Source organism: Cupriavidus sp. 05T42, from assembly GCF_056396345.1.
The window spans coordinates 135350-157785 of record NZ_JBFTLH010000011.1 but is presented as its reverse complement, the minus strand read 5'-3'; the positions used below and the strand labels follow the sequence as shown (position 1 = coordinate 157785).

Here is a 22436-nt window from a genome sequence, read left to right as displayed (position 1 = left end):
GGGACGGCACCTCCACACGACATGACAGGACACTCAAGCATGGAAGACCGCGACGACGCGCGCATCGAAGAGCGCCGCATGCTGCAGGAAAGCGTGGAGCGCTTTGTGGCGCGCGGCTATGACTTCGCCCAGCGCCGGGCCGCGCTGGCAGAGCCCGATGGATTCTCGCGCAAGCATTGGCGCACCTTCGCCGAGATGGGCTGGCTGGCGCTCGGCCTGCCCGAAGCCTGCGGCGGACTCGGTGACGACATGGATCAGGCCCTGCTGGCCGAGGCGCTGGGGCAGGCCATGCCGGCCGAGCCGTGGCTGGCCAACGTCGCCCTGTGCGCGCCGCTGCTGGCGAACGCCGGCAGCGCGGCGCATCTCGCCATGGCCGAGGCCATCGCCGCCGGGGAGAGCTTCGCCGCGCTGGCCGCCTTCGAGGTGCAGGGCCGCCACGACGCCTTCGACGTCACCACGCAGGCCGAACCGCGCGGCGCGGCGCAGTGGGTGCTCGACGGCAGCAAGACGCTCGTGCTCGGGGGCGGATGTGCCGATGTGCTGCTGGTGCTGGCCCGTACCGAAGGCACGCGCCGCGACCGCCAGGGGCTGACCCTGTTCGCGGTGCCGGCCAGCGCGCGCGGCGTCAGCGTGCAGGCGTTACCCACCTACGACGGCCGCCAGACCGCCACCGTCACGCTGCGACGCGTGCTGGTGGCGGACGACACGCGCATCGGCCCCGCCGGCGTGGCCTGGCCGATGGTGCAGGCCGCCATCGACCGCGCCACGGTCATGGCCTGCGCCGAAGCGGTGGGCGCGATGACGCGGGCCTTCGCCCTGACACGGGAGTACGTGATGACGCGCCAGCAGTTCGGCCGCCCGCTCAGCGCCAATCAGGTGATCCGGCACCGGCTGGTCGACCTGTTCGTCAGCATCGAGCAGGCCCGCGCCATCACGGAAGCCGCTGCCGCCGCGTTGCAGGCCGATGATGCCACGCGCATGCGCGCGGTGTCCTGCGCGAAGGCGTTCGTTTCCACGGCCGGGCGCGCGCTCGGCGAAGACGCGGTGCAGCTCCATGGCGCTGTGGGCATGACCGACGAGATGGAGGTCGGCCACTGCTACAAGCGGCTGGCCGCGCACGCAAACCTGTTCGGCGATGCCGACTGGCACCTCGCCCGGCTGGACGCACTCGAATCCGCCGCCCCGGCATCCGCCTGAGCGGCATTCACCCGGGCCCACTGCATGTGGGCCCAACCACGACATGCCGGCAACGTACCGGCTTGCGCGGCCAATGCGCCGCGACGGAGACAGCATGATGAAAAGCCAGCACACTGGCACGCGCGGGGTGTTACCGACCCTTGCCTCAACGTTCGCCACGCTCGCCACGTTGTCCGGCCTGGGCCCCGCGCTGGGCCATGCCGAAACGGCGCCCTACCCCAATCGGCCCATTCGCATGATCCTGCCGTCTGCGGCCGGCAGTGTGACGGACCAGACCGCACGTCTCGTGGCCGAGCGACTGTCGATTGCGCTGAAGAAGCCGGTGGTGGTGGATAACCGCCCGGGCGCCAACGGCATCATCGCCAGCGAGATGGTTTCCCGCGCCGAGCCCGACGGCTACACGCTGCTCTTCACCTACTCGGCCACGCTGACCGTGAACCCGTGGATCACGGCCAACCTGCCCTACGATCCGCTCAAGGACTTCACGCCGATCGCCCGGCCCAGCGCCCCCGGGGGCAACCTGCTCGTCGTCACGTCCACCCTGCCCGTGCACAACCTCAAGGAGCTGATCGCCTACGTCAAGGCCAGCCCCACGGAGCTGGCGTACTGCTCCTGGGGCGTGGGCTCGGGCGGCCACCTCACCATGGAGTACCTGAAGGCCAAGACCGGCATGCGCCTCCGGCACGTGCCCTACAAGAGCGCCGTCCAGTGCACCAACGACCTGGCGGCCGGGCACGTGACGATTGCCTTCACCGATTCGCTCTCTGCCGTGCCGCACCTGAAATCGGGCCGCATCCGGGCCGTGGCCGCCTCCGGCCCGGAGCGGGGGCTGACCACGCCGGACGTGCCCACCATGGGCGAACAGGGCACGCCCTTCAATCAGGCCAGCTGGCTAGCGCTGTTCGGCCCGAAGAACCTGCCGGCGCCGATCGTCAATCGCCTCAACGCCGAGGTGAACCGCATCCTCCAGTCCCCCGAGGAACAGCAGCGCTTTGCCGCGATGTACCTGAAGCCGGGCAAGCCCTCCACGCCCGGCGAACTCGGTGAGCTGGTGCGCGCCGACCTTGGGGCTTGGGGCGAGGTGGTGAAGGTGTCCGGCGTAACGCCTCAGTAACCGAACGTCAAAGCACAACATCCAAAACAAAGAACGGGAGACAGCAATGAGAGAGAAGTCGAGCCGCTGGCGAAGCGTGCAACGTGCCATCGGCATGGGGCTGGCCGTGGGATGCGGCAGCGCATCTGCGGTGACCGTGCAGTTGTTCGGTGTGGTCGATGCATCGATCGAGTACGCCAAGGGGTCGGAGAGCGTGGTGCGCATGCGCGAGGGCCAGCAGGCCGCGTCGCGCTGGGGCCTGCGCGGCATCGAGGATCTGGGCGGCGGCACCAAGGCCAACTTCCTGGTCGAATCGGGCTTCAATATCGACACCGGCGTCGAGTTCTTCGGCAATGGCCGCCTGTTCGGCCGCCAGTCGTGGATGGGCCTGTCCAACGAGACATGGGGCGAGTTCCGCCTCGGCCGCCAGTACACGCCATCGTTCTACGCGCTGCTGCGGCTGGACCCGTTCCTGCTCAACGGCATGGTGTCGCCGTTCAACCTGCTCAGCGCCACGGCGTCGCAGGGCACGGGCCAGGTGGCCTACGGCGCGCGCTTCGACAATGCCGTGCAGTACTTCTCGCCCACCTGGGGCGGGTTCTCGTTCGGCGCCGCGGTGGCGCCGGGGGAAGTGCCCGGGGCGCCGCGCTCCGGGACGAACTTCGGCATGAACGTGGCCTATGAGGCCGGCAACGCCTACGCGTTCTACAGCTATCAGGGGATGTACACCGGCGCGGCCACGCCGCAGGTGGAGACGGCGCTGACGTCCAACCACTTCGTCGGCGGCTCCTACCGCTTCAAGCCGGTGGAAGTCGGCGTGCTGTTCAGCACCGCCAACAGCCGCCTGCCCAATACCCGCGTGGCACGCCACTATGGCGTCACGTTCAACTGGAACGTCACCGCGAGCGACACCTTCAAGGCCGCCGCGCTCAAGCGGCAGGTGCTCGGCGGCGGTGAGCGGCCATGGTCGATGACCATCGGCTGGGACCACGACCTGAGCAAGCGCACCACCGCCTACCTGCGCGCGGTCTACGTCCACAACAGCCCGGGCGGCAGCGTCTCCAACAACAGCATCGCGATCGATCCGGGCAGCGGCGATGACGCGCGCTCGATCAGCGTGGGCCTGCGGCACCGCTTCTGACGCCAGCGGCAGGCACGTCGGCGGGCCGGTGTCGGAACGCCGGCGATCGGTCTATATTTCTGCAAAAGCGGTGCCCCACGCCGCGCCATACGGAGACAACATGCTGGATCTGGAACCCTTGCTGCGTCCACGCTCGATTGCGGTCATCGGCGCCTCCACACAACCCGAGAAGGTGGGCGGCATGCCCATCCGCCTGCTCGGCGAACTCGGCTATGCCGGCCGCGTCTATCCGGTGAATCCCGGCGCGGACACGGTGCAGGGGCTGCGCGCCTATCCCACCATCGACGCCATCGGCGAGCCGGTGGACCTCGCCATCGTGGCCGTGCCCGCCGCCAGCGCGGCGGACGTGATGACGCAGCTTGGCCGCGCCGGCACCCGCGCTGCCGTGGTGTTCACCTCCGGCTTCGCGGAAGTCGCCGGCGGCGCGGCGCTGCAAGAAACGCTGGCGGCGAACGCCCGGGCGCACGGCGTGCAACTGCTCGGCCCCAACTGCCTCGGGGCGATGAACCTGCGCGCGCGCATGTTCGCCACGTTCTCGCCCATCCCGCTGACCGGCGTGCCGCCCGTGGGCGAAGTCGGTCTGGTCAGCCAGAGCGGCGCGTTCGGCGCGTATGCGTTTGCGCTGGCGCGCGAGGCCGGGCTTGGCCTGAGCCACTGGGTCACCACCGGCAACGAAGCCGGCGTGCAGGTAGCCGATGTGATCGAATGGCTGGCGCACGACCCCGACACCCGGGTGATCCTGACCTATATGGAAGGCGCCCGCGACGGCGCACGGCTGCGCCGCGCGCTGGCAGCCGCGCGTGACGCCGGCAAGCCGGTGGTGATGACCAAGGTCGGCACCACAGCTGCCGGCGCCAGCGCCGCGCAATCTCACACCGCCAGTCTGGCGGGAGAGGATGCGGTCTATCAGGCCGTGTTCGACGAATACGGCGTGCACCGCGCGCCAACGCTGGAAGCGTTCTTCCGCCTCGGCTACACGCTGGCGCGTGGGCGCCGGCCTGCGCGCTGGCACGCGCGCGGCGGCTTGCCGGCCGATGCCGTGGCGCCGGTGGCCATCGTCACGGTCTCCGGTGGCGTCGGCATCATGATGGCGGACAGCGCCGAGTCGCTGGGGCTACCGCTGCCGCCCATGCCCGACGCAGCCGCCCACGCGTTGCGCACCGCGATTCCGTTCGCCAGCACCGCCAATCCGATCGACGTGACCGGACAGGTCGTGTCGCAGCCGAAGATCTTTCTCGATGCGCTGGCCGGCGTGGCGCGTTGCGGCGAGTACGGCAGCGTGGCGGCGTTCCTGGCCGGCGGCGCCAACGCGCCCCGCCTGTGGACCGAATTGCAGCAGACCGTGGCCACGCTGGCCACGGAACCGGAGTCCGCCCCGCTGCTGGTATCGGGCGTGATGGACGACGAGAAGCGCGCCTGGCTCGAATCCCGTGGATGTTTGGTGTTCCGCGAACCGGCTCACACGATGGAAGCGGTGGCTGCGCTCGCAAAGGCGGCGGCAATGGAAGCGTTGGCTGGCGTCCCGGCTGAGGACAGCTCGAAGCCCGCTGCCATCGCCCCGCCCGATTTCCCCGATGACGCTACCGCGCTGTCAGAAGCCGAAGCGATGGCGTGGCTGGCCGAAGCCGGCGTACCGGTGGCCGCGCATGGCGTGGCGCACGACGCCGACGAAGCCGTGCGCATCGCGGAATCGCTCGGCTATCCGGTGGCCGTGAAGCTGTGCTCGCGCACCATCCTGCACAAGAGCGACATTGGCGGCGTGGTGCTCAACCTCAAGGACGCAGCCGCCGTGCGCGACGCCTTCGCGCGCGTGCAAGCCGCCGTGCTGCAGTCGCGCGATCCCGATGGCCAGCCCGCGCACTTCGAAGGCGCCATCATCGCCCGCATGGTGCGCGGCTGGGGCGAGATCATGGTCGGCGTGCGGCGCGATCCCGTGTTCGGCCTCGTCGCACTGGCCGGCATCGGCGGCACGGCCGTCGAGATTTTCCGGCAGATGGCGTTCGGACTCGCCCCGCTGAGCCGCGCCCGCGCGCGCGCCATGCTCGCACAGAGCCGGGCGGAGGCGCTCTGCACCGGGCATCGGGGCCACCCGCCCCTCGATCTCGACGCGGTGGCGGAGGTGCTCGTCAAGGTCTCCCGCGCCGCTGCCGCCCTCGGGGACCGGCTCGATACGCTGGAGATCAACCCATTCATCGTCGGCGCCGATGGCCTCTGCGCCGCCGACGCCGTCATCACGCTCCGCCAACCCGGCTGACTCCATTCCCCCTTGCCCAACGACATGAACCATCCCGCACCGCCCGTCTTCGCCGCGCCCGTCCATGCCAGCCCGCAGGAGGCCCTGGTCGCCGCCGCCGCGCTGCCGCTCGTGATCTACGGCTATCCGCTGATCGAAACGCTGCGCACCTGCCGCCTGCAAACTTCCGTCGATGCGCCCACGCGCTATGGCCGCGCGCCGATGAACACGCTCTCCGCCAGCGCGCGGCAGTGGACGCACGAAGACCGCGACATCGTGACCCCCGCCAATGACCTGCTCTACTTCTGCGGCTGGCTGAATCTGGCCGATGGTCCCGTCACGCTGCGCGTGCCGCCGCTCCCCGATGCCGACCGCTACTACGTCATCGAACTGCTCGACGCCCACACCAACAACTTCACGAACCTCGGGCCGCGCAACGTGCCGCTCACCGGTGCGGACGTGGAACTGCTCGGGCCCGGACAGCAGCCTTCGGGCGCGCACGCGCAGGTCGTACACGCGCCGACCTCGCTGGTCTGGCTGATCGGCCGCGTGCTGGTGCAGGGCCCCGACGACCTCCCGCGCGCCTATGCGTTCGAACAGGGCTTCGAGATCCTGCGCAGCGCGGGGCCGGCGCGCCCCGCAAGCGTTCAGCAATGGCAGGACAGCGGCGACGCGGCCATCGACTTCTTCCAGAACCTGTACCGCGCGATGGGCGATTTCCCGCCCGCGCCGGCCGAACAGGGACTGTTCACGCTGCTGCGCAAGGCGGGGCTGCGGCTCGGGGAGGATGTCGACTTCGCCTCGCTGCGGGCGTCGGTCGTCGCCGGCCTGCGCAGCGCCTACCAGCAGGGCCTGGCCATCATCGAGGCACACACGCGCAGCCAGGGCCACAAGGCCTGGGGCTACAGCATGCGGCTCGGCACCTATGGCGACGACTGGCTGTTGCGCGCCTGCACGGCCATGAAGGGGCTGGGCGCGCTGCGCGCGGACGAAGCGGTCTATGCCATGGCAGACTTCGACGCCGATGGCGAGCGGCTCGATGGCCGCAACGCCTACGAGCTGCGCTTTGCGCCGGGCATGCTGCCGCCGGCCGATGCGTTCTGGTCGGTGTCCCTCTATGGCGAGGACCGTTTCTTCACTGCCAACGCCATCGGCCGCTATGCCGTGGGCGACCGCACGCCGGGCCTGCGCATGGAGGCCGATGGCACGCTGGTGATACCGGTGGGCCACGCGCGGCCCACGCAGGATGACAACTGGCTGCCGGCGCCGGCAGGCCCGTTCTACCTGATCCTGCGGCTCTATCATCCGGCTCAGGCATTCATGGAAGGCCAGTACACGATTCCCGCCGTGCGCCGCGCCGGCTGAGCAGTCCATCAGAACAAGACAGGAGACACCATGCCCCAAGAGGTAACCGGCACACCCGCGCTGGCGCGCGATGCCGTGATCTACACGCTGCCGCTGTACGAGATGGCGCGCATGCGTGCGGCCACGTGTCCGCGACGCAACCGCGCCGGCAAGTTCGCTGGCGACGGCCCCGAATCCACGCTGCGCTGGATCAACCACGTGATCCACACGCGCGAGCTGCTGGGCCCGCAGCACCGGCAAGTCGTCACGCCGAACAACGACACGCTCTACACCAACGCGTGGCTCGATCTCTCGCAGGGGCCCGTTGTGCTGCATGTGCCGGACTTCAACGGGCGCTACTACGTGCTTGGCCTGCTCGACTTCTACACGAACCCGTTCGGCTATATCGGCAGCCGCACCACGGGCACGGCGGCGGGACGCTTCCTGCTGCACGGGCCGTCGTGGCGTGGCGAGGTGCCGGCGGACATGCAGGCCGTGCCCTGCCCGACCGATGGCGTCTGGATGATCGGCCGCCTGTTGGTGGATGGCGATGCGGACCTGCCGGTGGTGCACGCGCTGCAGGACGCCATGCACCTGACCACGCTCGATGGCGCCGACGCCGCGCAGCCGTTCGATACCGGCATGCATCCGGCCGAGCAGCTCGGGGATCCGCAACGCTTCGCCGAAGTCGTCGCGCGGGCGCTGCGCGAGAATCCTCCCCCGGCTGCCGAGGCGGGGCTGGTGGCAAGCTTCGCCAGCGTCGGCCTCGGTCCGGATGTCGTGCCCAATGCCAGCCAGCGCGATGGGCTGGGCGCGGCGCTGCACAACGTGCTTGAGGCGCTGGCCGTGCCCCAGTCTTCGGACATGGGCGGCGGCTGGGCGATGTCGGTCGAAGTCCGCGACTCGTATGGCGACAACTTCGCACAGCGTGCGCACGTGGCGCGCAACTATATCGGCGCATTGGGCGTGCAGGAGGCGATGTACGTGATTGCGGACCGCAGCGGCGATGGCGAGCCGCTCGACGGCCGGCACGGATACCGGCTCGACTTCCCCGCCGACAATCCGCCGCAGGTCGGCGCCTTCTGGTCGCTGACGATGTACGACAAACAGGACTGCATGCTGGTGCCGAACGCGATCGGCCGCTATTCGCTCGGGGACCGTTCGGCATCGCTCCAGCGCGGTGCCGATGGGGGCCTCACGCTGTGGCTCTCCGCGCAGCCGCCGGCCGATCCGGCGCGGCACGGCAACTGGCTGCCGGCACCGCCGGGGCCGTTCTACGTGGCGCTGCGGCTCTACGTGCCGCAGGCCGCCCACCTCGACAAGACCTACCGGTATCCGGTCATCCAGCGCACGGGAGGTGCCGCGTGACGCCACGACAACTGACGCGCCGCCGCCTGCTCGGCGCCATGGCCCTGGCGGGCGTGGCGCCCGCTGCGTTCGGGGAGACCTACCCCGCCAAGCCGGTGCGGCTGATTTCGCCCTACGGGGCCGGCGGGTCCAACGACACCTCGGCGCGCGTGCTGGCCGAGGCGTTGAGCCGCAAGTATGGCCAGCAGGTGGTCGTGGAGAACAAGCCCGGCGCCGGCACGCGGCTGGCCAGCGAGACGGTGGCCCATGCCGCGCCTGACGGCTACACCCTGCTCTGGGCCGCCGCGCCGTTCGCGATCAACACGGGCGCGGGGCTGTCGCAGCGGTTCGACATCCACAAGGACTTCGTCGCCGTGGGGCCGCGTGTGCTCGGGCCGATCTTCCTGATCGTCAACGCCAGCTCGCCCGTCAAGACGGTGGCGGACTTCGTGAAACTGGCCCAGAAGAAGCCCGATGGCGTGACGTTCGCCTCGCCCGGCATCGGCTCCGGCCCGCACCTGACGGCGGAACTGTTCGCGCAGCAGGCCAGGTTCAAGGCGTTGAACGTGCACTATCGGGGCGACGCCACCGCCTACACGGAACTGCTGGCCGGCCGCGTCGATGCCACCCTCACCGCGATCACCACGGCACTGCCGTTCATCCAGGCCGGCAAGCTGCGCGTGATTGCCGTGGCGGCGGAGGCCCGCACGCCGGTCTATCGGGATGCGCCGACATTCGCCGAGCAGGGCGTGCCCGGCGTGGTGGGGCACGGCTGGTTCGGAATCGTCGCCCCGGCGCGCACGCCGGCGGCCATCGTCCAGCAGGTGAACCGGGATGCGACGCAGGCGCTGGGCGACCCGGAGGTCACCAAGCGGCTGCTGGCGCTCGGGCTGCAGCCGGCGCCCGGCACCAGCGCCGACTTTGCCGGATTCATCGACAGCGAAGTGGCCAAGTGGGGCGCGCTGGTGAAGGCGCGGGGGATTGTGCTGGAGTAAGGGCGCTGTCGGGGCTACTTAGGCTGGCCCACGCGTCGCGTGGCCAGCCAACAGAGGATGGACCCGCCACAGACCATCGACGCGCCCTTCCAGAACGCGAGGGACAGCGGCGTCTGCAACAGCACGGCAGCCAGCGCCGCCGAGAGCACCGGAATGAAGTACGAGGCGCCGGCCAGCACAGTCACGTTGCCATGCAGGATGCCGACGTTCCACGCCGCATAGCCGAAGCCCATCGCGCAGGCCGCCAGCGCCAGGTAGATCAGGCCGGCATAGCTGAACACCATCGTCTCCCCATGGGTGAACAGGTACTTGCCCCACAGGGCGAGCGCCGTGAGCATGAAGAACAGCGTGATGGCGTTCTTGCCTTGCGCGATGCGGCTGGTCACCGTGCAATAGCCGGCCCAGATCACGGCGCCGACGAACGCCAGGCCGTAGCTGAGCGGATTGTCCTGCACGTTGCGCGCCATCTCGCCCAGATCCCAGCCCTGCTCGCCGCCGAGCACCCATGCAATCCCCAGGATCGCCATCAGGAAGCCCGGTACGATCAGCCAGTTGGCGCGCTGCCGGTTGAAGACGATGGCGGCCAGCATCGTGAAGCTTGGCCAAAGGTAGTTGACCATGCCGACCTCGATGGCCTGCCTGCCGCTGTTGGCGTAGCCGATGGACAGCGACAGGCACAGCTCGTAGGACACGAACAGCAGGCTGCCCCAGATCAGGTAGGCGCGCGGCAGCGTCCGGATTTTGACGGCGCCGACGGACAGCCAGAGCAGGGCCGAGGCCACCGTGTAGATCAGCGCCGCCCCGCCGGTGGCGCCAAAGCTCTGGCTGACGCCCCGGATCAGGCCAACGATCGAACTCCAGAGGAGGATCGCGAGCAGCCCGATCAGCGTGGCCTGTTTTCTGCTATGCGTGACTGCCATGTGTTCGGATACAACGATGTGGACGGTTGGAGCGGCATTCTAATCGTCCCGGGCAGTGGCTTCCCGAAATTGGGTCGACTGGTAGCAGGCACGGAGCGGGCACGGGAGCGTAGAATCTCGCCCGTAGACGCCACCGAGAGACGTCACGTCATTGCCCATCATTTGAGGAGATTCCGTTGAAGCCGTCGCGCACTACCCCGCACACTACCCTTCTCGCCTTGCTGCTCAGCATCGCCAGCACCGCCCACGCCGCCTACCCGGACCGTCCCATCAAGCTGATCGTGCCCTTCCCGCCCGGACAGGCCACCGACATCTTCGCGCGTGCCCTGGCCGAGAAGCTCGGCAAGCAGCTCGGCCAGTCCATCGTGGTGGAAAACCGCGCCGGCGCCGGCGGCAATATCGGCATGGAAGTGGCCGCGAAAGCCACGGCCGATGGCTACACGCTGGTCATGGGCGGCAGTGCGATGGCCATCAACCAGACGCTCTACAAGAAGATCAACTACGATCCGCGCCAGGATTTCGCGCCGATCTCCGGGGTGTTTTCGGTGCCGCTGGTCTTCCTGGCCACGCCGCAGTCGGGCTTCCAGTCCTTGCATGAACTGATCGCCAAGGCCAAGGCGGCCCCGGGCAAGTACAGCTATGCCAGCGCCGGCATCGGCGGCACGCAGCACCTGTCCGCCGAGATGCTCAAGGCGCAGACCGGCGTGTTCATCGTGCATATTCCCTACAAAGGCAGCGGCCCGGCGCAGGCGGATTTCCTCGGCAACCAGATCCCGCTGATGGTCGATTCCGTGACCGCCGCCATGCCGCTGATCCAGTCCGGCAAGGCCGTGCCGCTGGCCGTGACCACGGCGAAACGCGTGCCCCAGCTGCAGCAGGTGCCGACCGTGCGAGAAGAAGGCGTGCCGGGCTTCGAGGCGCTGGGCTGGGCGGTGATAATGGCGCCGGCAGCCACGCCGCCGGCCATCGTCAACCAGCTCAACGCGGAGACGGTGAAAGCGCTGCAATCGCCAGAACTGCGCAAATTCATCACCGACCGCGGCTCCGAGCCGATGCCGATGACCCCGGCCGAGACCGGCAAGTTCGTGGACAGCGAGATCCGCAAGTGGTCGACGGTGGTGAAGCGGTCGGGGGCGACGGCGGACTGACAGACCTGGCCGCCCCATGCGGCCACCCCCCCAAAAGCCCGGCCAAAAGCCCGGCAGCCCATCAGGCTGCCGGGCTTTTTTCATTGTGGCGCCCCGGACACCACCGCAGGAACCGGCCCCACGGATTTCTAGGGAATAACCCTTGTCTTCACCAAAATACATCACAACATGATGTATCTTTCGGAACTCCAAAAACAGAGTCGGTTGTGTCGGCGCGTTGCGCGTCGTCCGATCCGCGCGCCCCCAAGGAGACCTCGCATGCGCATACGCAGGCAGACAGACCTACTTTCCGGGCTGATGTTCGTCATCGTCGGACTCAGCTTTTCCTTCGTTGCCCGTGGCTACTCCATGGGCACAGCCGCCAAGATGGGGCCGGGCTACTTCCCGTTCTGGCTCGGCATCGTGCTGGCCTTGCTCGGCGCCGTGGTGGCGGCCGGGTCCATGTCCCGCGAAGGTGAAGCGGATCGCATGGCGCGCTGGGACATCAAGACGCTGCTGTGGATCCTGGGCTCCGTGGTCCTGTTCGGCCTGCTGCTGAAGCCGCTCGGCATGGTGCTGTCGGTGCTGGCGCTGGTGCTCGTCTCGTCGATGGCCAGCCATGAATTCACGTGGAAGGGTGCCGCGCTCAATGCCGTGGTGCTCGTGGTGATCAGTACCGTGGCATTCGTCTACGGCATCAACCTGCAGATGCCGGTGTGGCCGGCGTTCCTGACCAACTAGGAGCCATGGAATGGAGTTGCTCAGTCATCTCGCGCTCGGCTTTTCCACGGCGCTCTCGCTACAGAACGTGGCCTATGCCTTCCTGGGCTGCGTGCTGGGCACGCTGATCGGCGTGCTGCCGGGTCTGGGGCCGCTGGCGACCATCGCCATGCTGTTGCCCATCACGTACACGCTCCCCCCGGTGGCCGCGCTGATCATGCTGGCCGGCATCTACTACGGCGCGCAGTACGGCGGTTCCACCACGGCCATCCTGGTCAACCTGCCGGGCGAGTCGTCCGCCGTGGTGACCACGCTGGACGGCTACCAGATGGCGCGCCGCGGCCGTGCCGGCGTGGCGCTGGCCACCGCCGGGCTGGGTTCGTTCTTCGCGGGCAGCGTCGCCACGCTGATCCTGGCCGCGTTTGCCACGCCGCTCTCCGAGCTGGCGTTCAAGTTCGGGCCGGCGGAGTACTTCTCGCTGATGGTGCTCGGTTTGATCGGTGCGGTGGTATTGGCATCGGGCTCGCTCGTCAAGGCAGTGGCCATGATCGTCCTTGGCCTGCTGCTCGGCCTCGTGGGCACCGACGTGAACTCCGGCGCCGCGCGGTTTTCGTTCGATGTGCCCGAGCTGACCGATGGCATCAGCATCACCGCGCTGGCGATGGGACTGTTCGGCTTTGCCGAGATCATCGCCAACCTGGAGCAGAAGGAACACCGCGAGACCTTCACGGACCGCGTCACCGGACTCTTCCCGAGCAGGGAGGATTTCCGGCGCATGATCCCGGCGGTGTTGCGCGGCACCCTGCTGGGCTCGGCGCTGGGCATCCTGCCGGGCGGCGGTGCTTCGCTGGCCTCGTTTGCGGCGTACTCGCTGGAGAAGAAGACATCGAAGTACGCCCATGAGTTCGGCAAGGGCGCGATCGAAGGCGTGGCGGGTCCGGAATCGGCTAACAACGCTGCGGCGCAGACGTCCTTCATCCCGCTGCTGACGCTGGGTATTCCGCCCAACGCCGTGATGGCGCTGATGGTGGGCGCGATGACGATCCACAACATCCAGCCCGGCCCGCAGGTGATGACCAGCAACCCGGCGCTGTTCTGGGGCCTGATTGCTTCCATGTGGATCGGCAACCTGATGCTGGTGGTGCTGAACCTGCCGCTGATCGGCGTCTGGGTCAAGCTCCTGACGGTGCCGTATCGTTTCCTTTATCCGGCCATCCTCGTGTTCTGCAGCATCGGCGTGTACTCGGTCAACAACACGGTGTTCGATGTCTTCGCCGCAGCGGCTTGCGGCCTCATCGGCTATGTGTTCCATAAGCTGAAGTGCGAGCCGGCGCCGCTGCTGCTCGGCTTTGTGCTCGGGCCGATGATGGAGGAGAATTTCCGGCGCACCTTGCTGCTGTCGCGCGGCGACTACACGGTGTTCACGACGCGTCCGTTGTCGCTCGGGCTGTTGATAGCGGCCGCGGCGCTGGTGGCGGTAGTGGCGCTGCCCGCGATCAAGGCCAAGCGCGAGGAGGCATTCCAGGAGGAGTAAACGCGAACGCGGACAGGCCGTCAGGCGCTGTCCGCGTTTGTCACTTCTGGGGGTGCTGGCTTTCCAGCAGTTCCACCAATGCCACGATGATCTGGTTGACCGGTGTCGGGACGCCCCGCGCGTTGCCGCGCCGGACGATGGCGCCGTTCAGGGCCGCGATCTCGCTGGCGCGGCCCCGGGTGAAGTCCTGCGCCATCGACGAGTACTGGCCAAGAGGGATGGTGCGGCGAATCCGTTCAAGCTGGCCATCCGCATCGAGGTCGATGTCGACGCCTTCGGCGTGCGCTACCGCAAGACACTCCGCGATGAGGTTGCGCATCGCTTCCTCGGCGGACGCCACGCCGCGAATCTCGCCGTAGGGCAGGTTGACGATCGCGGACAGCGCGTTGTAGGCGCAGTTCAGGATCAGCTTCTCCCAGAGTGCGCGCGCCACATTGGCCGAGACCACTGTGGGCACGCCGGCGTCGTGGAACAGGCGCGCCACCAGCTCGCTGCCCTGCTCCTGCCCGATCACCAGGTCACCCCGGCCGTGATGCCGGAGGTGCCCATCGCCGGCCATCTCGCTGGCGACGTAGACGGCGGCGGGTATCACTGGGCGTGCCAGCACCTGCTCCAGCTGTCCTGCGTTGTCGATGCCATTCTGCAGGGACACGACCAGCGCTTCGCGCTTCAAGTGGCTGCGGATCTCGTCGGCAACCTGCTCGGTGTCGACGGATTTCACGCAGACCAGCACGATATCGGCGTCCTCCACGGACGCCGCGTTGGCGCTTGCCGCGATGGCCACCTGTTCATCGAACAGCCTGGATTCGAATCGCAGGCCACGCGCCCGGATGGCATCGACATGCCGCGGCCTGCCAATCAGCACCACATCCTGACCGGCCCGCGCCAGCATCCCGCCATAGAAGCAGCCCACCGCACCTGCGCCAATCACCGCGATTTTCATGTGTCGTTCCTCGCATGGTTTGGGAATGCCTGCGCAGCGGACTGCCCTGCCGCCTGCCTTACTGCAACCTGTCTTACTGCTTCTGCACCGTCTGCACGGCGTCGAGAATGACCTTCGCCACATCGGCCGGCCGGGACTGCTGCGGCACGTGGCTGGTCGGCAGCGTCGTCACCTTCGCGCCGATCTTCTTGGCCATTTCACGTTCCAGCGCGGGCGGGATCATCCGGTCGTTCTGGCTGACGATGTACCAGGAAGGCCGCGTGGTCCATGCGGCGACGGTGGTCTTCTCGCCAAACGCCTTCGCCTGGATCGGGCCCTGCGTGGCGGCCATGACGCGCGCCTGGGCGGCCGGCACGTCCTGCGCGAAATCGCTGGCCAGCGCCTCGGGCGGCAGCGAGAGGTAGCCCTCCGCATCGGCGACGATCTTGCCGATACCCGGCGCGGGCGGGTGAGCCTTGCCCGCTTCCTCCGTGGACTGGCCCGCATCCGGTGCGAAGGCGGCCACGTAGACGAGCGCGGACACCTTGTCGACGGCGCCCGCCTCGGTAATCACCGTACCGCCCCACGAATGGCCGACCAGCACGACTTTGCCGGGTTGGTTGTTGATGGCGCGGCGCGTGGCCGCCACGTCGTCCGCCAGCGAGTTGAGCCCGTTCTGCACGGCCTGCACCCTGACACCCTTGGCCTGCAGCAGCGGAATGACCTTGGCCCAGTCGGAGCCATCGGCAAACGCGCCGTGCACGATCACGACCGAGGTGGGGGCCTTCTCTGCTGCGTAGGCGGCCGAACCGGCCGAGAAAGCGAGGGCCGCGACGGCCAGCGATGCAAGCGTGCGAGTCAACATGTCGATCCTTTCAATGGGTGATGGGACACAGGCGGCGGGCGTTGCGTGGCTGCCGTCTGCCATGCATGCATTGAATCGCGCCCATGTATCGCCCCCGTGTGATGAATGCGTGGATGGGTATGCGGATGTATCGGCGGACAGCCCGGATACATGCCGATACAAAGGCTCGGCTCCCCGCATCCGCAGTGCCCGATCCACAGCGAGCCGGATGCTACCGGAATCCGCCGCGCGATGCGCTGAAGCGCCTTTTGCAGCAGGCGCCTCCGCGAAAGGTGCCTGATTCGCTACAAAGGTTGCGGGGGCTCGGCGCGACATACTGCAAGGCAGAACAGGCATTCCGCGCCTTTGCATTGGGCGGGATGCAAGCGCAAAATCCCCCCACTTCATATTTCGATCCTGGACGCGGCCCCGCCGCCAGGGACCCGCTCGTGCGCTTTGATCTCGTTGACCTGAAGCTTTTCACCCATATCGCGGAGGCCAGCAGCCTCACTCGCGGCGCCGAACGCTCCCACCTCTCGCTCGCGGCGGCCAGTACCCGGATCAAGAATCTGGAGGAACACGTAGGCGTGAAACTGCTGAGCCGGAGCAGCCATGGGGTGAAGGTCACCGGCGCCGGGGAGACGCTGCTGGCCCACGCGCGGCGCGTGATTCGCCAGCTCGAACAGCTCAGTGGCGACCTTCAGGAGTACGCGTCCGGCGTGAAGGGCCATGTGCGCGTGTTCGCCAATACCACGGCGATGAGCGAGTACCTGCCCGCCGTGCTGCGGACCTATCTGGTGAATCATCCTGATGTGACGATCGACATGCAGGAGCGCCTCAGTCCGCACATTCTGCGTGCCGTGCAGGAAGGCGCCGTCGATATCGGCATCGTCGCGGGGAATCTCCGTGCCGAAGGGGTGGAGATGATGCCCTACCGGAATGACCGCCTCGTGCTGGCGGTGGCACTCAGCCACCCGCTGGCGCAGCGCAAGCGCGTGGGCTTCATCGAGGCGCTGAAGTACGACATCATCGGCCTGCCCGAGGCCAGCGCCATCCATACCTTCCTGCAAGGCGCCGCCGCTGACCTCCAGCGCTCGCTGCGCTGGCGGGTGCAGGTCAGCAATTTCGAGACGGCCTGCCGGATGATCGAGGCGAACGTGGGCATTGGCGTGCTGCCGGAGAGCACGGCCGTCCGGCACGCCAAGTCGATGGCGCTGAGCATCGTCCAGCTTGAGGACGACTGGGCGGAGCGCCGCCTCCAGATCTGCGTGGCGGACCTGGCCGCGCTGCCGCTGTTCGCCCGCAAGCTGGTCGATCTGCTGGTCGAGGACGGCCAGGGCCGCCAGGACTAACGTGGCGGCGGGCGCCTACCCCTGCACGGCCAGCATTTCCCTTAGCTGGTGCTTGAGCAGCTTGCCGCTGGCTGTCTTCGGAATCGCGCCCAGGCGCAGGTAGCGCTCCGGCCGCTTGTAGGGCGACAGCCGATCCATCACGAAGGCACGCAGCGCGTCCGCGTCGAAGCTCTCCCCCTCCTTGATCTCGACGAAGGCCACCACTTCCTCGTTGCCGTCCGACGTCGGCACGCCGACCACCGCCGACACCAGCACCGCCGGATGGGCGTTCAGCACCGACTCCACCTCGATCGGATAGACGTTGAAGCCCGAGCGGATGATCAGGTCCTTGGTCCGGCCGACGATGTATAGCGCGCCGTCCGGCCCGAGCCGGCCGATATCGCCGGTATTGAGCCAGCCGTCCTCGCTGATGACCTGCCTGGTCAGTTCCGGCGCGAGATAGTAGCCAAGCATGACGCCCGGCCCCCGGACCCAGATTTCGCCCGGCGTGCCCGTCTCCACCGGCTGGCCATCCGCGCCGATCAACCGCACTTCGGCCCCTTCCACGATCTCCCCCGCCGCGCAATCGGTGCGCGGGCGATCCATATGGGTGACGAACAGCGAGCCGGCGTACTCGGTCATGCCGTAGCCATGATGCAGCGGCTGGCCGAACATGCCCTCCACTTCCTGCTTGAGCGTGGGGTCGAGCGGCCCGCCGCCGGTATACAAATAGCGCAGCCGGGTGGAGGCCAGCCGTTGCACCCCGGCCGCCCGCAGATGGGCGAGGATGCGGTGGAACATCGTCGGCACGCCTTGCAGGATCGAAATCGACCCGGCTTCGATGGCCTGCGTCACATCGGCCGCATTGAAGCGGGACGACAGGTACAGGCTGGCGCCCGCCTGGAAGGTGGCGAGCAGCACCGTGCCCATGCCGAAGATGTGCGACATCGGCATGACCGCGTAGGCGCAGTCGTCCGGCACCATGCGCCGCGACGCCACGGTGACCCGCGCGAAGTGCAGCAGGCCGCGATGCGACACCATCACCCCCTTCGGCTGGCCGGTGGTGCCCGAGGTGTAGATCAGCGCCGCCACTTCCTGCGCCAGTGCCTCAGGCACGCGCTCGCTGGTCGGGTCCACCGCGCCGGCCATCAGCGGGCCCAGGCCCGGCGGCGCAGTTTCCCGGGCGCGGTAGGTCACGCCGTGCCGCAGGGCATCGGGCGAGGCGCCATGGGTGAACAGCATCAGCCGGGGCCGGCAATGCGCGCGGATGACCTCCACCTCCCGCTCGGACAGCCGCGCATTGACCACCACCGGCCACGCGCCGATCTCCGACAGCGCGAACAGCAGCGTCACCACGGACAGCGAGTTCTCGGCGACGATCATCACCCGGTCGCCGCCGGCCACGCCCTGCGTGCGCAGGTACTGCTGCGCGGCCTCGATATCGGCCCAGAGTTCGCCATAAGACACGGCGCGCCCTTCCTCCACCACCGCCGGGCGGTCAGGCGTGGCGAGCGCCCAGTGACGGGGGATGTCGCTGATGCGTTGGGCGGGGGTTCGGTCCGAACACATGTCTGGGTCTTCCTCGATCAATGAAGGCTGGCTTTGGCTTGAGTGCCGCCAGTGTAGGGGCGGTGCATCTGGCGTGCAACGGACAAGGTCGATTGCCGCTCAGAACGAGCGCGGCAGGCCCAGGATGTGCTCCGCCACATAGGAGTAGATCAGATTCGTGGAGATCGGCGCCACCTGATAGAGGCGCGTCTCGCGGAACTTGCGCTCGATGTCGTACTCGCAGGCGAAGCCGAAGCCGCCGTGGAACTGCAGGCACACGTTGGCCGCCTCCCAGCTCGCCTTGGCGGCCAGGTACTTGGCCATATTGGCCTGCGCGCCCATCGCCGCGTGCGCGTCGTACAGTTCGCAGGCCTTCCAGCGCATCAGGTTGGCGGCTTCCAGTTCGATGAACGACTCGGCAATCGGGAACTGCACGCCCTGATTCCGCCCGATGGGCCGGTCGAAGACCTGGCGCTCGGTCACGTACTTGGTCACGCGGTCCATGAACCAGTAGCCGTCGCCGATGCACTCGGCGGCGATCAGCGTACGCTCGGCGTTCAGGCCGTCGAGGATGTACTTGAAGCCCTTGCCTTCCTCGCCGATCAGGTTCTCCTCGGGGATCTCCAGGTCCTCGAAGAACAGCTCGTTGGTCTCGTGGTTGACCATGTTCGGGATCGGGCGCACCACCATGCCCTTCTTCTGGGCCTCGTGCAGGTCCACCAGGAAGATCGACATGCCTTCGCTCTTCTTCTTCACCTCGTCCAGCGGCGTGGTGCGCGCCAGCAGGATCATGAAGTCGCTGTGCTGCACGCGGCTGATCCACACCTTCTGGCCATTGACCACGTAGCGGCCGTCCTTCTTGATGGCCCGGGTCTTGATCTTGGTGGTGTCGGTGCCGGTAGTCGGCTCGGTCACGCCCATGGACTGCAGGCGCCACTCGCCCGAGGCGATCTTCGGCAGGTACTTCTGCTTCTGCGCGTCCGAGCCGTGGCGCAGCAGCGTGCCCATGTTGTACATCTGGCCGTGGCAGGCGCCCGAGTTGCCGCCGCAGCGGTTGATCTCCTCCATGATCACCGACGCTTCCGTCAGGCCAAGCCCCGAGCCGCCATATTCCTGCGGAATCAGCGCCGCCAGCCAGCCGGCGTCGGTCAGCGCGTTGACAAAGGCTTCCGGGTAGGCCCGCTGCTCGTCGATCTTGCGGAAGTACTCGTCGGGGAACTCCGCGCAGAGGCTGCGCACGGCGTCCCGGATTTCCTGGAAGTTATTCGATTGGGTCTGTTCGATCATGGCGCGTCTCCCGCTTTTGTTGGCGTTGCCATGCTCGCGAGGTTTGGCGTGTGGCGCAATCAACGTTTGCGGAACCGGGCCTTTGCCGGAGCAGAAGGCAGCCCGCCAGGCAGCCCGCCAACCCGCGCCGGCACGCTGATTTCGCAACAGGCGAAGTCCGCCATTGGCATTCTCAAATAGCGCCGGCGCGCAAATGCCAACATGCTCCAGCCCATACCAAAAAATGACAAACAGGAGACACGCCGGAAATGGATGCCCACTCGGATGCCCACTCGCTGGCCGCCGCGCTGCGCGCCCTGATCCGCCCCGGCGACCGCATCTGGTGGGGCCAGGCCACCGCCGAGCCGCTGACGCTCACGCGGGCGCTGGTGGCCCATCGGCACGCCATCGCCCAGGGTGGGCGGCTGGGTGTCTTCGTCGGCATCGGCCAGTCAGACACGCTCCGGCCGGACCAGTCCGATGTGATCGACTTCTTCGGCTACGCCGCCAGCGGCCCGCACCGCCAACTGGCCCGCGCCGGCCTGCTGGACATCGTGCCGAGCCATTACTCCCACCTGCCCGGGCTGATCCGGTCCGGCACGCTGCCGGTGGACGTGGCGCTGGTGCAGGTCTCCCCCGCCGACACGGAGGGCCGCCATAGCCTCGGGCTGGTGCACGAATACCTCCCCGCCGTGCTGGATCGGGCACGCGTGATCATCGCCGAGGTCAACCCGGACGTCCCGTGGACCCATGGCAGCCGCTACCTGACCGCCGACGACATCGCCCTGACCGTCGATGCGCAATATGCGCCAATCGACCTCGAACGCGGCGCGCCCTCCGAGGTGGAACTGGCGATTGCCCGCCACATCGCCGGCCGGATCGAGGACGGCGCCACGCTGCAGATGGGCATCGGCAACCTGCCCGAAGCGGTGCTGGCGGCGCTGCACGGCCACCGTGACCTGGGCCTGCACAGCGGCGCCGTGGGCGATGGCGTGGTGGCGCTGGCCGAGTCCGGGGCGCTGACGCACGCACGCAAGACTGTCGATACCGGCGTCGGCATCGGCGGCATCCTGATGGGCAGCGAGCGCCTGCGCCGCTGGGCACATCGCAACCCGCTGCTGCAGCTGCGCGAAACCACCTACACCCACGATCCCGAGGTACTGGCGCGCCAGCACAAGCTGGCGGCCATCAACGGCGCCATCGAGGTGGACCTGACCGGCCAGATCAATGCCGAGGTAGCCGGCGGCGTCTACATGGGCGCCGTGGGCGGCGCCGCGGACTTCCTGCGCGGTGCCGCGCGCAGCCACGGCGGCCTGCCGATCATCGCGCTGCCGGCGACCGCGAAGGGCGCCAGCCGCATCGTCGCGCAGCTATCCGGACCGGTCAGCACGGCCAGATCGGACGCCGGGCTCATCGTCACCGAATACGGCGTGGCCGACCTGCGCGGGCTGCCGCTGTCGCAGCGCGTGCGCCGCATGATCGACATCGCCGCGCCGGAACACCGCGAGGCGCTGGACCGCCAGGCCCACGCACTGCTGCGCCAGTGCGGCGCCGCGTTCGTCACCGTGCCGGCCGCCGCCTGATTGCTATCGATTCCTATCGATTCCCACCGATTTCCATCCCAGACCAGATCCACAGGAGACCCACCATGCGCAGAGCCGCAATCGTTACCCCCGTCCGCACCCCGGTTGGCACCTTCGGCGGCAGCCTGCGCCCGGTGCCCGTCGAGGAACTGGCCGCCACCACCGTGCGTGCCGTGGTGGAACGCAGCGGCATCGACCCCGCGCGCATCGACGATGTGGTGTTCGCCCAGTCCTACGCCAACAGCGAAGTCCCCTGCGTGGGCCGCTGGGCCGCGCTGCAGGCCGGCCTGCCGGTGGATGTGCCGGGCATGCAGCTCGACCGCCGCTGCGGGGGCGGCTTGCAGGCCGTGGTCACGGCGTCGATGATGGTGCAGAGCGGCGCCGCCGACGTGGTCATCGCGGGCGGCGTGGAGAGCATGAGCAATATCGAGTACTACACCACCGACATGCGCTGGGGCGCGCGCTCGGGCAACGTCCGCTTCTACGACCGGCTCGACCGGGGCCGCGAGCGCTCCCAGCCGGTGTCCCGCTTCGGCGAGATCTCCGGGATGATCGAAACCGCCGAGAACCTGGCGCGCGACTACGGCATCAGCCGCGAAGCCGCGGACGCCTTCGCGCTGCGCAGCCACCAGCGCGCCGCCGCCGCGTGGGAAGCCGGCCGCTTCGACGCCGAGATCGTTCCCGTCTCCGTGCCGCAGCGCAAGGGCGAGGCCCTGCGCTTCGCGCGTGACGAGGGCTATCGCCCCGAATCCACCACCGAATCCCTCGGCAAGCTGCGCGCGCTGATGCCGGGCGGCACGGTGACCGCCGGCAATGCCAGCCAGCAGAACGACGCCTCCGCCGCCTGCCTGATCGTGGCCGAAGACAAGCTGGCCGAACTGGGCCTGACGCCGATGGCCACGCTGGTGGGCTGGGCCGCCGCCGGCTGCGAGCCCTCGCACATGGGCATCGGCCCGGTGCCGGCCGTGAAGAAGCTGCTGGCCCGCCTGAACCTGCGGCTGGACCAGATGGATCTGGTCGAACTCAACGAAGCCTTCGCCTGCCAGGTGCTGGCCGTGCTGAAGGGCTGGAACTGGCAGGACCAGGGCGAGATCGACAGCAAGCTCAACGTCAACGGCTCGGGCATTTCGCTCGGCCATCCGATTGGCGCCACGGGCGTGCGCATCCTGACCACGCTGCTGCACGAACTGCAACGCCGGGGCGGCCGCTACGGCCTGGAAACCATGTGCATCGGCGGCGGCCAGGGCATTGCGGCCGTTTTCGAGCGCTACTGACAACAAGAAGGATGAAG

The 22436-nt window shown here is 68.2% G+C and carries 18 protein-coding genes; 13 read left to right on the top strand and 5 right to left on the bottom strand.

The features are described 5' to 3' along the window. Positions 1-39 precede the first annotated feature (39 nt). From AC1EJR_RS16875 to AC1EJR_RS16845, 7 genes are all read left to right on the top strand, one after another. The gene (locus AC1EJR_RS16875) at positions 40-1197 is read left to right on the top strand and encodes an acyl-CoA dehydrogenase family protein (protein WP_477113423.1); all 1158 of its coding nucleotides are present in this window, start codon (positions 40-42) and stop codon (positions 1195-1197) included. A gap of 97 nt (positions 1198-1294) precedes the next feature. After that, entirely contained in the window at positions 1295-2311 is a 1017-nt protein-coding gene (locus tag AC1EJR_RS16870; RefSeq protein ID WP_441592948.1) for a Bug family tripartite tricarboxylate transporter substrate binding protein, read from the top strand. A 46-nt stretch (positions 2312-2357) separates the two neighbouring features. Continuing rightward, a complete protein-coding gene (locus AC1EJR_RS16865; protein ID WP_441592933.1) occupies positions 2358-3431 on the top strand; it encodes a porin in 1074 nt (357 codons plus the stop codon). Between the two features lie 100 nt (positions 3432-3531). Next, complete coding sequence (locus AC1EJR_RS16860) at positions 3532-5685, top strand: acetate--CoA ligase family protein (RefSeq protein ID WP_477113422.1); 2154 nt, start codon at positions 3532-3534, stop codon at positions 5683-5685. A 24-nt stretch (positions 5686-5709) separates the two neighbouring features. After that, a complete protein-coding gene (locus AC1EJR_RS16855; RefSeq protein WP_477113421.1) occupies positions 5710-7029 on the top strand; it encodes a DUF1254 domain-containing protein in 1320 nt (439 codons plus the stop codon). A 30-nt stretch (positions 7030-7059) separates the two neighbouring features. Next, positions 7060-8376, top strand: coding sequence for a DUF1254 domain-containing protein (locus AC1EJR_RS16850; protein WP_454757712.1), 1317 nt, complete (start codon positions 7060-7062; stop codon positions 8374-8376). Continuing rightward, positions 8373-9350 carry a Bug family tripartite tricarboxylate transporter substrate binding protein gene (locus AC1EJR_RS16845; RefSeq protein WP_092297346.1) on the top strand — a complete coding sequence of 326 codons (978 nt, stop codon included), beginning with the start codon at positions 8373-8375 and terminating at the stop codon, positions 9348-9350. The genes AC1EJR_RS16850 and AC1EJR_RS16845 overlap by 4 nt, the downstream gene beginning before the upstream one ends. 14 nt (positions 9351-9364) lie before the next feature. Here the strand turns inward: AC1EJR_RS16845 and yddG are convergent, their stop codons facing one another. Further along, entirely contained in the window at positions 9365-10270 is a 906-nt protein-coding gene (gene yddG / locus AC1EJR_RS16840; protein WP_477113420.1) for an aromatic amino acid DMT transporter YddG, read from the bottom strand. Positions 10271-10446: 176 nt separating this feature from the next. Between yddG and AC1EJR_RS16835 the strand changes: the two genes are divergently transcribed. From AC1EJR_RS16835 to AC1EJR_RS16825, 3 genes are all read left to right on the top strand, one after another. Next, positions 10447-11418 carry a Bug family tripartite tricarboxylate transporter substrate binding protein gene (locus AC1EJR_RS16835; RefSeq protein ID WP_477113419.1) on the top strand — a complete coding sequence of 324 codons (972 nt, stop codon included), beginning with the start codon at positions 10447-10449 and terminating at the stop codon, positions 11416-11418. A gap of 258 nt (positions 11419-11676) precedes the next feature. After that, positions 11677-12138: a tripartite tricarboxylate transporter TctB family protein gene (locus AC1EJR_RS16830; protein ID WP_092297337.1), complete on the top strand. Its 462-nt coding sequence runs from the start codon at positions 11677-11679 to the stop codon at positions 12136-12138. Positions 12139-12148: 10 nt separating this feature from the next. Further along, on the top strand, positions 12149-13651 hold the full coding sequence (locus AC1EJR_RS16825) for a tripartite tricarboxylate transporter permease (RefSeq protein ID WP_092297334.1): 1503 nt from the start codon (positions 12149-12151) through the stop codon (positions 13649-13651). A 40-nt stretch (positions 13652-13691) separates the two neighbouring features. On the opposite strand, the gene AC1EJR_RS16820 is transcribed toward AC1EJR_RS16825, so the two are convergent. After that, a complete protein-coding gene (locus tag AC1EJR_RS16820) occupies positions 13692-14594 on the bottom strand; it encodes a ketopantoate reductase family protein (RefSeq protein WP_454757711.1) in 903 nt (300 codons plus the stop codon). 73 nt (positions 14595-14667) lie between these two features. Further along, positions 14668-15438, bottom strand: coding sequence for an alpha/beta fold hydrolase (locus AC1EJR_RS16815; RefSeq protein WP_092297328.1), 771 nt, complete (start codon positions 15436-15438; stop codon positions 14668-14670). A gap of 428 nt (positions 15439-15866) precedes the next feature. Here AC1EJR_RS16815 and AC1EJR_RS16810 point away from each other — a divergent pair, with 428 nt between their 5' ends. Further along, a complete protein-coding gene (locus AC1EJR_RS16810) occupies positions 15867-16769 on the top strand; it encodes a LysR family transcriptional regulator (RefSeq protein ID WP_092297325.1) in 903 nt (300 codons plus the stop codon). A gap of 15 nt (positions 16770-16784) precedes the next feature. Here the strand turns inward: AC1EJR_RS16810 and AC1EJR_RS16805 are convergent, their stop codons facing one another. After that, a complete protein-coding gene (locus AC1EJR_RS16805; RefSeq protein ID WP_441592925.1) occupies positions 16785-18317 on the bottom strand; it encodes a class I adenylate-forming enzyme family protein in 1533 nt (510 codons plus the stop codon). A 99-nt stretch (positions 18318-18416) separates the two neighbouring features. After that, positions 18417-19583 carry an acyl-CoA dehydrogenase family protein gene (locus tag AC1EJR_RS16800; RefSeq protein ID WP_441592924.1) on the bottom strand — a complete coding sequence of 389 codons (1167 nt, stop codon included), beginning with the start codon at positions 19581-19583 and terminating at the stop codon, positions 18417-18419. Between the two features lie 248 nt (positions 19584-19831). On the opposite strand from AC1EJR_RS16800, the gene AC1EJR_RS16795 reads away from it, so the two are divergent. Both AC1EJR_RS16795 and AC1EJR_RS16790 read left to right on the top strand, forming a co-directional pair. Beyond that, positions 19832-21145: an acetyl-CoA hydrolase/transferase family protein gene (locus tag AC1EJR_RS16795; protein ID WP_477113418.1), complete on the top strand. Its 1314-nt coding sequence runs from the start codon at positions 19832-19834 to the stop codon at positions 21143-21145. A 65-nt stretch (positions 21146-21210) separates the two neighbouring features. Then, positions 21211-22419 (top strand): acetyl-CoA C-acetyltransferase, encoded by a 1209-nt coding sequence (locus AC1EJR_RS16790; RefSeq protein ID WP_441644246.1) that lies wholly within the window; start codon positions 21211-21213, stop codon positions 22417-22419. The last annotated feature ends 17 nt before the right edge of the window (positions 22420-22436 follow it).

Coding starts and splice junctions, on each gene's coding strand:
- AC1EJR_RS16825 (WP_092297334.1), top strand. CDS start 12,149: ATGGAGTTGCTCAGTCATCTCGCGCTCGGCTTTTCCACGGCGCTCTCG.
- AC1EJR_RS16805 (WP_441592925.1), bottom strand. CDS start 18,317: ATGTGTTCGGACCGAACCCCCGCCCAACGCATCAGCGACATCCCCCGT.
- AC1EJR_RS16800 (WP_441592924.1), bottom strand. CDS start 19,583: ATGATCGAACAGACCCAATCGAATAACTTCCAGGAAATCCGGGACGCC.
- AC1EJR_RS16830 (WP_092297337.1), top strand. CDS start 11,677: ATGCGCATACGCAGGCAGACAGACCTACTTTCCGGGCTGATGTTCGTC.
- AC1EJR_RS16865 (WP_441592933.1), top strand. CDS start 2,358: ATGAGAGAGAAGTCGAGCCGCTGGCGAAGCGTGCAACGTGCCATCGGC.
- AC1EJR_RS16855 (WP_477113421.1), top strand. CDS start 5,710: ATGAACCATCCCGCACCGCCCGTCTTCGCCGCGCCCGTCCATGCCAGC.
- AC1EJR_RS16795 (WP_477113418.1), top strand. CDS start 19,832: ATGGATGCCCACTCGGATGCCCACTCGCTGGCCGCCGCGCTGCGCGCC.
- AC1EJR_RS16860 (WP_477113422.1), top strand. CDS start 3,532: ATGCTGGATCTGGAACCCTTGCTGCGTCCACGCTCGATTGCGGTCATC.
- yddG (WP_477113420.1), bottom strand. CDS start 10,270: ATGGCAGTCACGCATAGCAGAAAACAGGCCACGCTGATCGGGCTGCTC.
- AC1EJR_RS16870 (WP_441592948.1), top strand. CDS start 1,295: ATGAAAAGCCAGCACACTGGCACGCGCGGGGTGTTACCGACCCTTGCC.
- AC1EJR_RS16815 (WP_092297328.1), bottom strand. CDS start 15,438: ATGTTGACTCGCACGCTTGCATCGCTGGCCGTCGCGGCCCTCGCTTTC.
- AC1EJR_RS16820 (WP_454757711.1), bottom strand. CDS start 14,594: ATGAAAATCGCGGTGATTGGCGCAGGTGCGGTGGGCTGCTTCTATGGC.
- AC1EJR_RS16790 (WP_441644246.1), top strand. CDS start 21,211: ATGCGCAGAGCCGCAATCGTTACCCCCGTCCGCACCCCGGTTGGCACC.
- AC1EJR_RS16850 (WP_454757712.1), top strand. CDS start 7,060: ATGCCCCAAGAGGTAACCGGCACACCCGCGCTGGCGCGCGATGCCGTG.
- AC1EJR_RS16875 (WP_477113423.1), top strand. CDS start 40: ATGGAAGACCGCGACGACGCGCGCATCGAAGAGCGCCGCATGCTGCAG.